The sequence below is a fragment of the Lysobacter antibioticus genome (genome assembly GCF_001442535.1).
GTDB classification, from domain to species: domain Bacteria; phylum Pseudomonadota; class Gammaproteobacteria; order Xanthomonadales; family Xanthomonadaceae; genus Lysobacter; species Lysobacter antibioticus.
Genome location: NZ_CP013141.1, coordinates 23,118 through 35,459 on the forward strand (window position 1 = coordinate 23,118; position 12,342 = coordinate 35,459).

Consider the following 12,342-nt stretch of genomic DNA (forward strand, 5'->3'; position numbering starts at 1 on the left):
GCGCGATGGCCTATAAATCACATCAGGGGCTAAATATGCAAAAGTGGCTGTTGTCTAGGTTGTTCGATATTAAGGAGCAGCCAGCTCCTCGATTCGCATTCTATGGAACGGTCAATTGGATGCGGGCCCTTCATCTTTGCGTTGATGTCAACTTTGAGGAGGGCGCTCTCCGCAAGCACTATAGCGGTGTAGAAGTGCGTCCGATAAATCGGCTTGCGGATACTATTGTTTTTGAAAATATCTTCATGGCGTTTAATCATGTGGCGGGGCTGGCATCAATATTAAATGACGTCGAGAATTCGTACGATATATCCAGGCCAGCCATTGCAATTTGGTACCGAACTATTTTTTCGGCGGCTAGTGCGATGGTGGTCGCTGCCACTGGGGCACTACCAAGTACACGCGACGCTATAGCTGATGCTTGGCAGACGGAACTTGCTAACAGGGGGCTGATTATTTCGCCATTTTCGCTTGTATTATCTAGTCTTATTAGTGCTCGTTATCAAGCAGAGGTTGATGCGTACCGAGGCGGAAATGAGTTCGACATTAATTCGCCGCCTCGTAATTACGAGCAGGCGTGGGGTGGCATAGTTTCTTATTTGGCTGGTACAGCGGATTACGAGCGAGGGCGAGCCGAGATTTTGATTCGCGAGACGAACGAATTTCGAGCTTTAGAGGTCGACAATTTTAGAACGAAAGCATCGCAACAAGTTCGGGATGCTTATCTTCAGAATATGAAGGTTAGCTTCCTCGTTCAGGCACGTCGTTATGCTGGAAAAGCGAATTATCGGGACTCAATTTTCCTCACTTATGGTGAAGATCGGCGCGATCAGCTTGACCAGTTTTTAGTCGATCTTGTCTCTGTCGCGAAAGCATTCTTACGAATGGCGTGCACATACTGTTCGTGTCGAGTAGAGCCCGGTACGTGGGATCAGTTTGTTGATGATGTCGAATCGAATTCTCGGTTATCTCTAGATGCTTTGCTGCTGCGTACGTGAATTTCGAGAAGAGATGATATGCGAGTATGAATTTCTTGTAATCGATTGGCTCATATTTTTGACTCAAAACGTTTGACGAATGTTGCTAGAGATACGTCGCAGGCAGTGCAGTATTCCTTCAGTTGAATCAAGTCGATGCGCTGAGTTCCGCCTTCGATCTTGCTCACGTAGGACTGCGGCTTTCCCAACTTCTCGGCACAGGCTGCTTGAGTGAGACCCGCCGCATTACGCATTTCGCGGATGAGCTGGGAGAGAACCTCGTTCTCTTTCGTATAGAGCGTGCTGCTTGACATGTGTGCGGTATCCGAAGGCCCGCACGAATGCTGTATCCTCTTTAAGAATATTCAAAAATAGAATAAAATACTCCCGTCATGGATCAATGACCTCGGGAGATGCTCATGCGAAACGGAACCCGCGCCCCTACCACCAAGCCTCACGACTACCTGCTGCCCGCTACCGCCCAGCAGGTCCTAACCCAGACTCGCGACCAGCTCCGCTTGCTGGCCCAGCTCACCGAGCCACAAGGCGAGGGCAGCCCCGACGTGATCTACCTCTCTGCACAGGCGCTAGCCCAATGCTTCGATCGCTTGGCCGACGACTTGGACGGGGTAGCCGATGCTGTCCGTCCATCCGGGCTGTAGCGTATTCGCCCCGAGTGGATGGAGTAGCCCATCGCTCTGGACGACCAAGCCGAGACCTGAGCAGAATCCCAGCTCGCTCGATGGGAGTTCGCTATGCCAAGCCGCACCGTCATCCTCGCAGGCGCAACCGGTCTGGTAGGCAGGGAGATTCTGGCCGGGCTGCTGGCCGACCCGAGCGTCACCGCGGTGCACAGCCTCGGCCGCAGGATGCCGGCGGAGCCGCATCCCAAGCTGACGGCGCACGTCGTCGACTTTGCCGCATTGCCTGCGCTGCCGCTCGCGGATGAGCTGTATCTGGCGCTGGGCACGACGATCAAGGTCGCCGGCAGCCAGGCGGCGTTTCGTGCCGTCGACTACGACGCTAACCTGGCGGTGGCGACGGCGGCCTTGGCCGTAGGCGTCAGGCAGGTCGGGCTGGTCAGCGCGATGGGCGCCGATTCCAACTCGAAGGTCTTCTACAGCCGGGTGAAGGGCGAGCTGGAAGACGCCCTGGCGAAGATGCCGTTCGAGGGCATGGTCTTCGCCCGCCCATCACTGTTGGTTGGAGACCGCGAGGTGCTCGGACAACCGACACGGCAGGGCGAGGTGCTGGGGTCCGCACTCAGCAAGGTGGTGGGGTTCCTGATCCCCGCGAACTACAAGCCCATCGATGCGTCGGCGGTGGCCTCGGCTCTGCTTTCTGCGGTGCCGTCGGCCCAAGGCCGGGCAGTCCTGCTGTCCGGCGCGATGCGTCGCTAGGCGCATCGGCAGCCGTGAGTTCGCCATCAAAGACCTCGGGCGGAGCCGCTTTGTGCGCCGGCGGCGTTCCGCCGTAATCGACCATTTGTGTCGGTGCCGCTTGGCTGCTCCATCGCAGATTTCTATTGGTTCTCCACTGGATTGACACCGTGGAGGGTGCGCTAGGCTGCGTAGGCGGTTGCTGCTGCGTTGCGTGTCAATCAAGGGTGTCGGTGAGCGGCTGTTACCTGGGCTGCTGGCAGCCTAGCTCTGCCATAGCCCGCGATGGATGGGTCCGCGTCAGCTCAAAGACCGTAAACCCTGCGGTGTACTTGCCGCCATCTTGTTGGCTGGCCCGCGCATACACGATGTCGCGACCGGGAATCGAGACTTTGAAGAACGCCCCAGGGCCGGCGCCTTCGTCGAACGGAGCCGGGGCGCATTGATCGGCCATCGTGACAAGCTGGGCGGTGGTACCGAACTGGTTGCGCAAAATGGCCGCGTAGTCGTCGGAGTAGAACGGCTTGCTGATCGCGACGGAGCTGACCTCGGTCTGCGAGCCGATCAGGGTCAGGGTGGACTGACCCTCGTTGCGCCGCACGGTGCCGTGCTCCATTCCCGGGACGCCGTTGGGGACGTCTTCGACGGTGAAGCCTCGCAGCAGAACCGTGCCCTGGCGGAAATAGACGCCGGGGCCTTGCTCGGTCGGTGCGGGGTCGGTCCATGCGATCTGGGGCAGGGCGGCATAAGCCTTCCAGTCGCGGCCTTGGTCGCTGGCGAATACGGTGGCGACCGCGAGTAGGGCGTTAGGCTCTGCGGACGTAGGCGTTTCGATGCGGGCCGGTGTGCGCAACCACGGTTCGTGGTCGGCGTTGCTTTGCTGGCAGGCGGTCAGGCTCAGTGCCGCGATGACGGCGGCTGCGGCGGAGAGGTAGTTGCGGTTCACGCTATGGTTCATTCGGGATAGTCGCGGGGATAGCGATGGTCATGGCGATAAGCTGAAGTGGCTGCTTGGCGGCGCTATTTATTTCGAACTGGTGGAACAGCGAGTCGTACCGGCCCATGGCAGTGTTCAGTCCTCGATGATCATCTCGATCGTGACGGCGTACACGCATGCAGCCTGATCGTCTTCGGGTGCTGCCTGGTAGGTGTAATCCACCAGCAGCGATTGCCTGCCTTTCCAGTACTGCCAGGCTTGTGGCCTGTTGTGAGGCCCCGGGAATTCGCTGTCCTGGTAGCCCATGGTCTTCAGCTTGCCGTGCAGGCTGGCCAGGGCCAATGCGCACGGCCGACGTCGTTGCGGGTCGTAGTGCTTTTCATCCGGTAGGTCGATGCCCACCCGCTTGTCGTCGCTGGCGTACTGGCTGAAATCGAACGAGTAAGCCGAGCCGGAATTCAGGCTTCCCTGAGTCGACCAGATGCCGTCGATTTCGGAAGCGCCCAGTGCGACGTGCGTCAGCTCTTCGACCCGTGCCTTGCTCAGGTCGGCTGGGCCTTGGATGCCGTGGATCAACGCGAACAACTTTTCTTCGAACTCTGCACGACTCAGCTTGGGCGCTAAGGTTGTCGCATTGGCTGTGTCTTTCACAGACTGAGCCCTGGGGCTGGGAAGCGATGCCGGTTGATCAGATCGATCGGTCTGCGGTGTGGTGGCTGGAACCTTCGCTGGAGAGCCGCAGGCGACCAGACCCAAACACAAGATCGCGCTGCCGAGTGTTCGTGTGTCGAAAGGGATCTGGGCGATGAGTCGGGCCATGGACCGGTTCTGAAAAGATGCCGCTAGGGTCATGGAACTGGCGTCGGGTTGCAAGAGCAACTGGGAGTTGCGCAATGACTCGGGTTTGTGGGGTTAGTTCTCGGCGTTGTCGATCACGACCGAAATGTGCTCGATGCACTCGATGCCATCGCGATCGAGTGGTTTGGTCACGTAGAGGTCGATATGCACCACTTGCCCATTCTTCGAGAAACGCCAGTTCGACGCCTTGCCGTGTACTCCGGTCGAGCTGTCGCTGCGGAAATTGGCGGCATCCAGTTTATTTCGGAACTTGTCGAAGGGCAGCGTGCAGGTAAGAGGGCCGCTACTGTCGCTTTGCTTCTTGGGCAGCGTCGCAATTTCGAGCCTGGCGTCGTCGACCGCGAATCGCTCGATGCCGATGGCGAATCGCCATCCTTCGCTGGTCGTACCTTTGGCGTAGGCCGCGTTACGGCTGTCCAAGCGATGCAGACGTAGCCCGGTCAGCGCTTCGATGCGCACTTCGGTCAGGTCGGCCTTGCTGCGGATATTGCCGATCAAGTCGAAGACGATCGACTCGACTTGCTGAGCGCTTAGGTGGGGTGAAACCGGGTAAATCCCTAGTGTCGATATGCGGGTAGGGCGCTGGTGTCCTGAAGCCGAATGGGATGCTGCCGCGGGCGGGGCTTCGCCGGTATAAGAGGCAGAAGACGGCGCGGCCGAGATATCCGAAGCGGGACTGCAGGCGACGAGGAACACGCTCAGGGTCGCGCAACCGACTGTGCGGGTGTCGAGCCGAATCTGGGAGTTGAGCAGGGCCATGGCCGGTTCCGCGGAGAGGCAGCTAGCGTTCTCGAAGCCGGGCCGGGTTGCAAGCGCAACAGAGAGTTGCGCAAGCGTTTGGATTTGTCGGAAGTTTGGACGAGGCCCTGATAGTGACGGCGCGCGTTGACCCCGCGCGGTCGCGGCTTGCGCCGCTCCTACCCTCTGAGCTGCTCCATGGTTGGCGATGCGGCGAGCACGGCGCGGCCAAGGTCTATTCGTGCGATCGCAGGTCACTCAGGGACGCGGGTGACCTGGCCATAGGTAGCACGCCAGCGGCCGTTGCGTTTGGCCCAGACATACGACACCCGCAACTTGCGGGTCTGATGCCGGCCATCCTGGGTCCAGCTCAGATGCAGCAGGCCGCCGATTACGGCGCCGTCGCCCCAGACCTTCTGTACCCGCTCCTGCAATACGTAAGGTTCGATCTTGAATCCCGGCAGATGGAAGTCGGCGAGGAACTGCTGTTTGTTCTCGACGGAGGCGTTGGAGTTGACCAGCACGTAGTCGTCTTCGACCAGTTGGGTGAGGGCGTCGGTGTCGTTGCGGATCTGAGCGCGGTCGTAGGCGGCGACCGCTTCGGCGAGGTCGGGCGGAAGGTCCGTCGCAAACGCCGGTGCGGTCAACAGGGCAAGCAGAACGGCAAGCTTCATGGCGGCTCCGGGTAGGCTGGAAGCGAATACGGAAGGGGCGTGATCGGCGGGTCGTCCGTCGCGCACGGTGCGCGATGCCGCGTGGCCGCTCGATGGCCGATGGGCGCCGCGGCGACGCGGGACAGGCGGCCGATCGGCGCCACCTTGTCGCCCCTACGGCCACGACGCAACGGCCATTCAGGCGGTTCTTCCGGTGCCACTCGCCTCGGCCGTCGAGGCAGAGGCCTCGATACGATCGGCATGGTCCAGTGGATCGGTTGTGAGCGACGGCCATGAATAGCTGCCTTTCATCGCCTGAACAGGCGGCGCGGATCGACTGCGCCCCAGAAGCTGTCCGACACCGCGTTGCGCCCGCGTTGTCCCTCATGCCGACCATCGAGCCTGGACTGCCCCCGGGCCAGCCGGCATCCCCTAATGACCAGGACCTGTGTCAGGAAAAGGGGGCAGGTTCATTTATCCAATGAGGACGATCTTGGGCGCCCTCGCGGTCTGACACCCGCAGCTCGGTGGGTGAAGGCTTCGATCTGCTCACGAAAGCGGTCATTGCCCCAAGCGCGTTGCTGTTGGGTGTGGCGTCGCAGGGCGTCGATGTCTTCCTGACCCAATCCGTCGGCGACGAGCACGCGGTAGGCACGACGGCGTTCGGCGTCGGATGCTCCCAGCTTCAGGAATTCCGCGTGTGGCCTGATGGGATCGAATACGCCCAAGGCGTTGTGTCGGTAGCTCGACCACGGGTAGTCCGCGGGCTCGGCGATCATGCCGGCGCGGACTGGGTTAAGTTCGATGTAGCGATAGCAGGCCAGGGCATACGAGGCGCTGTCGATCAGGGCGGACTTGAATCGCCCCTCCCATAGCGTCCCGCTGCGACGGTAGCGGGCGTTGAAGCACGCGACATAGCGTCGGCAGATGGCTTGCATCATTCGCGACGCTGCCCCTGGTTCGTGAGGCGTGACCAACAGATGGACGTGGTTGGTCATGAGTACGTACGCATGCACATGGCAGCCATGGCGGAGCGCAGCGCTCGCCAGTTCGTTGAGGTAGTGGCCATAATCGCTGGGCTGGGCAAAGCAGGGTTGGCGGTCGTTGCCGCGTTGAACGATGTGCCGGGCGACACCGGGTAGATCGAGGCGGGGCAGTCGGGTCATCCGTTACGCTCCATGCGGGTAGTTACCAACCTACCGAGCACGGTGCCTGCCGATCATCGGGGAATCGCTTACAGACCGGTCAGAAATGAACTTGACCCTTTTACCGTGGAATGGGCCAATCATGGACAGGACGGCAATATCCAGGACAGCGACAGTTGCGGGAATGATCCGTACTCGCCAAAGGACGAGAGACGCCGAGTGTTGAGAGTGCAACGGCTTTACGGCGCTCCCGTCATTGAAATTATCATGAGCGTGTTGCTGGGCCGTATGTGACCATCTCAAGCTATGAGACAGCGTCCAATAACATCAGGAATACATATGGCTGAGGGCATTTCGATGGCAAGTGTCATCCCAAGGAGAGCTGGGGCAGCGTTGGAGCGAGGCGGGCAGTGGTGGAACAGCCTGAAAGATGTCGTCCAACTTTATTTTGCTGGTGCAATGCTTGTTGTTGTTTGGTTTTGTCTAGCTTACGTTGATCCGAAAAGTTTTCCTGCGGAAGTGGTGTTTGGAATCGCAGTGACGGTCTTCGGAATAGCGTTTGTGTTGGAAGCTTACCGATGGATTGTGGCGAAGCTGGATCTTCCGTTCGTGAAGTGGGCGGTAGCTGTTCTTGGTGTCATGGCTGCAGCGGTTGCAAGTGGAGCGAGTGCGTTGACCGTGAACGAAGCCACAGGTCAAGATCCGGCTCATTTTAAAGCTTCAATCGCCTTGCTGGCACCGCTATCGTTTGTGCCAGTGTTAGCTGTGCTTGTGATGATCTTCACGTTGATCTCCACGCCGTTTCTTCTCTTTGGCTGGTTAGGCAAGCACGCTCTCAGCCGGGGACGTATTCGCGACTCGGACGTGCTTATGCCACTGGCACGATTAGTGGGAGTGGTCGTTGTGGCCAGTCTGGCCTCATTCGTTGCTAGTCCTCCCATTACGTCAGGGGTCAGAGGCCTTGCCGGATACAGCGCGCTGTTTCTGGACATGCATTACGATCCGGCATGTGCGACGGATCGGGATGATCGAGTTGTACGTGTTAATGATGAGATTGTAATTGTTGGACGTATAACCGATCAGGGGCCGCGCTATGTGCGCAGAGCTTGTCCTTTGAGTGCCGAATCGATTGAATTGCCGCCACCTGCGGGGAAGAAATCTATTCGATAAAAAAAACGCCCCGGAACCCCGGGGCGCTCTGTGTTTCGAGACGCTGTCGATCAGGGCGGACTTGAATCGCCCCTCCCATAGCGTCCCGCTGCGACGGTAGCGGGCGTTGAAGCACGCGACATAGCGTCGGCCGATGGCTTGCATCATTCCCGACGCTGCCCCTGGCGTGACCAACAGATGGACGTGGTTGGTCATGAGTACGTACGCATGCACATCGCAGCCATGGCGAAGCGCGGCGCTCGCCAGTTCGTTGAGGTAGCGGCCATAATCGCCGGGCTAGGCAAAGCAGGGTTGGCGGTCGTTGCCGCGTTGAATGATGTGCCGGGCGACACCGGGTAGATCGACGCGGGACAGTCGGGTCATCCGATACGCTCCATGCGGGTTGTTACCAACCTACCGAGCACGGTGCCTGACGATCATCGGGGAATCGCTTACAGGCCGGTCAGAAATGAACCTGACCCCTTTTACCGGGTGAAGGGCGAGCTGGAGACGTCTTGGCGAAGATGCCGTTCGAGGGCATGGTCTTCGCCCGCCCGTCGCTGTTGGTCGGTGACCGCGAGGTGCTCGGGCAACCGACGCGGCAGGGTGAGGTGCTGGGGTCCGCACTCAGCAAGGTGGTGGGGTTCCTGATCCCCGCGAACTACAAACCCATCGACGCGTCGGCAGTCGCCTCGGCTCTGCTGTCCGCGGTGCCGTCAGCCAAGGGCAAGACGGTCCTGTTGTCCGGCGCGATGCGGCCTGAAGTGCCTTAGGTCCGCCATTGAAGAATGGGGCGAGATCCAAGAAAAGGGGCTTTTGTTGGGAACGAAGTGGCCCCCTCTTTCAGTCGTTTCAGCTTGTGTGGCAAGTAGGACAACAGCGATAGCATCCATTGGACTGTCGGTAGGTCTCCTTTGCTTTACGAACGGCTGATTGGCAATTCGCGTGATGACCCAAGTTGAGTCGGTTGGAATAGTCGGGCAAACGGGTGCATGTACCAGGGGTTAGGTCATGCACCTCATGGTCGCCATTCGATTGAGCATTCTTGTTGACGCAGTACGTAGGCATAGATCACTCCTTTTGTGAGCAGGGCCGTTGTTATGCGGCCGTGCTAGTGGTCCGCTGTTCGTGAGTGCCAGCGCCGTCAGACGTAATGTTTGGAGTTAAGGACGGCATTTGCTATCAACGTAGAACAGAGGGCTGAACGGACTAGGCCTCGTTGAGTGAGCACCTCGACCGTCTGCGGTATCGGTCGTTGCCCGGGCACGCTGTTATTGGGTGTGGAGCAGTAGGGAGCGACGTCGTTCTGTCTTATTGCGTCGGGGCGAACGTCGGTCGCTTGCCTATCGACCGGTTTCCCCGCGACGGCTCAGCCACTATTCCGAAACAAACCGACCGCCCGTCGCCTGAATAGGGCGGCCTGGGCTCCGCACGTCTCATCCCTGTCCGACACCGCGCTGCGCCCGCGTTGTCCCCCATGCCGGTGTAGCGCTTGGACTGCCCCTGGGGGCTATGCGGGCATCCCCTAATGACCAGGACCTGTGTCATGACTACCCATTCGACGTTCCGGCGCGGCCCCAAGCGGTGGGCCGCTGTCTCTCTGTTCGCCTTGGGTTTGGCCGCGCTCGCGTTCGCGAGCCGGATCTCGGCGCCTTCCTTCTTCGACACGCCGCAAGACGCTTCGCAGGCGTCGCAAGGCGCGGCGGGTGCGGCGTCCGCGCCGAATCCTATCGCCGCGGCGGCCATGCTGGTGAACGGCGGCGCCTCGCCCGATGGCATGTGGCAAACCTTGCCGGCGGTGCAATTGCCCGAGCGCTTTCCCGCGCCCACCGGCTATGTGCCGCTGACGCTCGACGCGATGATGCTCGAAGCGCGCTTGCGCGGCACGCCGCGCGAAACCTTCGGGCCGATCCCGCCGCAGACGCAGATCTATCTACCGCGCGCCAGCGGCGGGTTCGTGCAGATCGCCTTGGCGCAAAGCCAGTTGATGGGTTCCAACCTGGCGGGGCAGTTCCCGCAGATCAAGACGTACGTGTTCGAGGACGAACGCGAAGGCTTCACCGGTTTCATCACCGTCGGCACGCGCGGTGTGTTCATTTCGGGGCAAACCGACGACGGCATCCTGCGCGTCGAACCGGTCGAAACCGCGAGCGGCCGCGTCTACCTGAGTTATCGCGACCAGGACCGCACCGACGGCGCCAATGATTTCCATCAAGGCGACGACGATCACCATCACGAGCCGCCGGTGCCGCGCTTCTCCGCTGCGCTGGTGTCGCAGATCAAGGCGAACGCCAAGGTCTCGGCCGGCACCCAGTTGCGGATCTATCGGCTGGCGGCCTCGACCACCGGCGAGTTCTATCAGGCCCGCGATGCGGGCGGCGGCTTGGCGGACGTGTTGTCGTCGATCGTCGCCGACTTGGCCGGCGCCAATGCGGTGCTGGAACCCGAGGTCAGCGTGCGCCTGGTGGTGGCCGATGTCAGCGACGATGTGATCTACAGCGACCCGGACACCGACCCCTTCGACAACACCCAAAGCCCCTGCACCCTGCGCGACGCCAATCGCGACAACAACAAGGTGGTGCTGGCCGATGCCGACTACGACCTGGGCTTCTTGTTCGCCACGCGCGCGGGCAACGGCGCCAGCGGTTGCGCTTGGTACGTCGTCTGCCAGACCACCAACGACACCTTGCACAAGGGCCGCGGGGCAGGGCAGATGGGCAACAACGGCGCCAACAGCGCCAGCGGCCTGCTCGCGCACGAGGTCGGCCATCAACTCGGTGCACGCCACACCTTCACCGGCGCTGACGGCAGTTGCACCTTGAACGAGTTCCTGGCCGGTGATAGCGAGAGCGGTTACGAGCCGGGCAGTGGCACCACCCGCATGTCGTACAACGGCAACTGCGGTACCGACGATGTCGACACCTCAGCGATCGGCGCCGGCTCGTACTTCCACTCGCGCAGTTTCGACGAGATCGTCACCAATGTGTTCGTCGGCGTCGGCTCCACCTGCGGCACCCTGGTGAACACCGGAAACTCCGCGCCCAACGTGAATGCAGGCGGGGACTACACGATCCCGCGGCAAACGCCGTTCGAACTCAGCGGCTCGGCGACGGACGCCGATGCGCTGACCTACAACTGGGAGCAGTACGACCGCGCGGTGACCCAGCGGCCGATCAACACCGACCCCGGCGATGGCCCGTTGGTGCGCTCGCTGCCCCCGGGCGCGTCCAGCTCGCGCATCATCCCGAACCTGCAGGATCTGCTCGACGGCGTTACCCGCGCCGGCGAAATCCTGCCGCAGGTCGATCGCGAAATGAACTTCCGCCTGATCGCGCGCGACAACCGCATGGGCGGCGGTGGCGTGGCCTACGACGGCATGCACATCCAGGTGGTGGGCAATCCGTTCTTCATCACCGCGCCCAACAGCGGCAGCCTGAGCGCCGGCTGCACGGTGCCCTTGACCTGGGTGGTGGGCGGCGGCTCGATCGCGCCGCAGGTCAGTGCCTTGTTCTCCAGCGACGGCGGGCAGAACTTCGCTACCACTCTGATCGGTTCTACCGCCAACGACGGGGCTTCGTCGTTCGTGGTGCCCTGCGCATCGGGTGCGGACAACCGCATCAAGCTGCAATCGGTCGGCAACATCTTCTTCGACATCAACGACCAGGACCTGAGCGTCAGCAACACCGCGCCGAGCGTCGCGGTTAACACGGCCGGCGGTTCGGTCGACGGCCAGTGCGAGTTCACCGTGCAGTTCACCGCCCAGGCCACCGACAGCTGCGGCGTGCTGGCCGGCGATGTCGATGTCGACCTGATCAAGGCCGCGAACAACTTCACCTTGGGCACGCCGACGATCAACATCCAACAGGTCACATCGACCGAAGTCAGCGTGAACGGCAGCGTGGTGGTGTCGGACCTGACCGGTTCGCCGGCGCAGCTCACCGTCCAGGTCACCGCACAGGACGCCTGCGGCCTGTCGACCCAGGACAGCGCCGTGGCCCAGATCGTCGACGACACCCCGCCGACGATCGACGTCAGCCTCGACCCCAGCCAGCTGTGGCCGCCGAACCACAAGATGGTGCCGATCTGGGCCAGCGTGGTCGCCAGCGACAACTGCCCGGGCGTGAGCTACGCCCTGACCAGCGTGACCAGCGACGAGCCCGACAACGGCGATGCCGACGGCGACACCGTCAACGACATCCAGAACGCCGCCATCGGCACCCCCGACCTGCAGTTCGACCTGCGCAGCGAGCGGGCCGGCAACGGCGACGGCCGCGTGTACACCGCGACCTACACCGTCCAGGACGGTTCGGGCAACGAGGTGAGCGACTCGGATACGGTGTTGGTGCCGAAGAACAAGTAAGCGCGTTCGGGTAACGAAAAACGCCGCCTTCGGGCGGCGTTTTTTGTGGGGCTGCCGGACGCGCCGCATGCAGGGGTAGGAGCGGCGCGAGCCGCGACCGCATTGCGGCAATCTCGCGCCGAATCCTCATGCGAACTTGGTTGCAC

12 protein-coding genes and 1 pseudogene are annotated in these 12,342 nt (G+C 61.3%); 6 read left to right on the plus strand and 7 right to left on the minus strand.

The features are described from left to right. Positions 1 to 5: 5 nt before the first annotated feature. Positions 6 to 998: a hypothetical protein gene (locus tag GLA29479_RS24130; protein ID WP_144436252.1), complete on the plus strand. Its 993-nt coding sequence runs from the start codon at positions 6 to 8 to the stop codon at positions 996 to 998. Positions 999 to 1,048: 50 nt separating this feature from the next. On the opposite strand, the gene GLA29479_RS00075 is transcribed toward GLA29479_RS24130, so the two are convergent. Next, positions 1,049 to 1,291, minus strand: coding sequence for a helix-turn-helix domain-containing protein (locus GLA29479_RS00075; protein ID WP_057970393.1), 243 nt, complete (start codon positions 1,289 to 1,291; stop codon positions 1,049 to 1,051). 105 nt (positions 1,292 to 1,396) lie between these two features. Here GLA29479_RS00075 and GLA29479_RS26090 point away from each other — a divergent pair, with 105 nt between their 5' ends. Beyond that, complete coding sequence (locus GLA29479_RS26090) at positions 1,397 to 1,639, plus strand: XAC0095 family protein (RefSeq protein ID WP_144436253.1); 243 nt, start codon at positions 1,397 to 1,399, stop codon at positions 1,637 to 1,639. Positions 1,640 to 1,732: 93 nt separating this feature from the next. Further along, on the plus strand, positions 1,733 to 2,377 hold the full coding sequence (locus tag GLA29479_RS00085) for a Rossmann-fold NAD(P)-binding domain-containing protein (protein WP_057970395.1): 645 nt from the start codon (positions 1,733 to 1,735) through the stop codon (positions 2,375 to 2,377). 223 nt (positions 2,378 to 2,600) lie between these two features. Here GLA29479_RS00085 and GLA29479_RS00090 read toward each other — a convergent pair whose 3' ends face one another. The 5 genes from GLA29479_RS00090 to GLA29479_RS00110 all read right to left on the minus strand — a co-directional run bounded on the left by GLA29479_RS00090 (position 2,601) and on the right by GLA29479_RS00110 (position 6,708). After that, positions 2,601 to 3,302, minus strand: coding sequence for a hypothetical protein (locus GLA29479_RS00090; protein WP_057970396.1), 702 nt, complete (start codon positions 3,300 to 3,302; stop codon positions 2,601 to 2,603). Between the two features lie 126 nt (positions 3,303 to 3,428). Beyond that, the gene (locus GLA29479_RS00095; RefSeq protein ID WP_144436254.1) at positions 3,429 to 4,112 is read right to left on the minus strand and encodes a hypothetical protein; all 684 of its coding nucleotides are present in this window, start codon (positions 4,110 to 4,112) and stop codon (positions 3,429 to 3,431) included. Positions 4,113 to 4,205: 93 nt separating this feature from the next. Further along, positions 4,206 to 4,910: a hypothetical protein gene (locus GLA29479_RS24135; RefSeq protein ID WP_144436255.1), complete on the minus strand. Its 705-nt coding sequence runs from the start codon at positions 4,908 to 4,910 to the stop codon at positions 4,206 to 4,208. A 233-nt stretch (positions 4,911 to 5,143) separates the two neighbouring features. Further along, positions 5,144 to 5,563 (minus strand): nuclear transport factor 2 family protein, encoded by a 420-nt coding sequence (locus GLA29479_RS00105; RefSeq protein WP_057970399.1) that lies wholly within the window; start codon positions 5,561 to 5,563, stop codon positions 5,144 to 5,146. A gap of 449 nt (positions 5,564 to 6,012) precedes the next feature. Continuing rightward, a complete protein-coding gene (locus GLA29479_RS00110; protein WP_057970400.1) occupies positions 6,013 to 6,708 on the minus strand; it encodes a transposase in 696 nt (231 codons plus the stop codon). A 318-nt stretch (positions 6,709 to 7,026) separates the two neighbouring features. Here GLA29479_RS00110 and GLA29479_RS25095 point away from each other — a divergent pair, with 318 nt between their 5' ends. Next, positions 7,027 to 7,857 carry a hypothetical protein gene (locus GLA29479_RS25095; protein ID WP_169795581.1) on the plus strand — a complete coding sequence of 277 codons (831 nt, stop codon included), beginning with the start codon at positions 7,027 to 7,029 and terminating at the stop codon, positions 7,855 to 7,857. A gap of 48 nt (positions 7,858 to 7,905) precedes the next feature. Here the strand turns inward: GLA29479_RS25095 and GLA29479_RS26035 are convergent. Next, a pseudogene (locus GLA29479_RS26035) lies at positions 7,906 to 8,103 on the minus strand (transposase); the annotation flags it as partial. Positions 8,104 to 8,351: 248 nt separating this feature from the next. Here GLA29479_RS26035 and GLA29479_RS00115 point away from each other — a divergent pair. Beyond that, entirely contained in the window at positions 8,352 to 8,609 is a 258-nt protein-coding gene (locus GLA29479_RS00115) for a Rossmann-fold NAD(P)-binding domain-containing protein (RefSeq protein ID WP_211265018.1), read from the plus strand. Positions 8,610 to 9,382: 773 nt separating this feature from the next. After that, positions 9,383 to 12,196, plus strand: a complete 2,814-nt coding sequence (locus GLA29479_RS00120) for a reprolysin-like metallopeptidase (protein ID WP_169795585.1) — start codon at positions 9,383 to 9,385, stop codon at positions 12,194 to 12,196. Positions 12,197 to 12,342 lie beyond the last annotated feature (146 nt).

Excerpts from the sequence above, each read along its gene's own strand:
- GLA29479_RS24130 (WP_144436252.1), top strand. The coding sequence starts at position 6 with ATGGCCTATAAATCACATCAGGGGCTAAATATGCAAAAGTGGCTGTTG.
- GLA29479_RS00075 (WP_057970393.1), bottom strand. The coding sequence starts at position 1,291 with ATGTCAAGCAGCACGCTCTATACGAAAGAGAACGAGGTTCTCTCCCAG.
- GLA29479_RS26090 (WP_144436253.1), top strand. The coding sequence starts at position 1,397 with ATGCGAAACGGAACCCGCGCCCCTACCACCAAGCCTCACGACTACCTG.
- GLA29479_RS00085 (WP_057970395.1), top strand. The coding sequence starts at position 1,733 with ATGCCAAGCCGCACCGTCATCCTCGCAGGCGCAACCGGTCTGGTAGGC.
- GLA29479_RS00095 (WP_144436254.1), bottom strand. The coding sequence starts at position 4,112 with ATGGCCCGACTCATCGCCCAGATCCCTTTCGACACACGAACACTCGGC.
- GLA29479_RS24135 (WP_144436255.1), bottom strand. The coding sequence starts at position 4,910 with ATGGCCCTGCTCAACTCCCAGATTCGGCTCGACACCCGCACAGTCGGT.
- GLA29479_RS00105 (WP_057970399.1), bottom strand. The coding sequence starts at position 5,563 with ATGAAGCTTGCCGTTCTGCTTGCCCTGTTGACCGCACCGGCGTTTGCG.
- GLA29479_RS00110 (WP_057970400.1), bottom strand. The coding sequence starts at position 6,708 with ATGACCCGACTGCCCCGCCTCGATCTACCCGGTGTCGCCCGGCACATC.
- GLA29479_RS25095 (WP_169795581.1), top strand. The coding sequence starts at position 7,027 with ATGGCTGAGGGCATTTCGATGGCAAGTGTCATCCCAAGGAGAGCTGGG.
- GLA29479_RS00120 (WP_169795585.1), top strand. The coding sequence starts at position 9,383 with ATGACTACCCATTCGACGTTCCGGCGCGGCCCCAAGCGGTGGGCCGCT.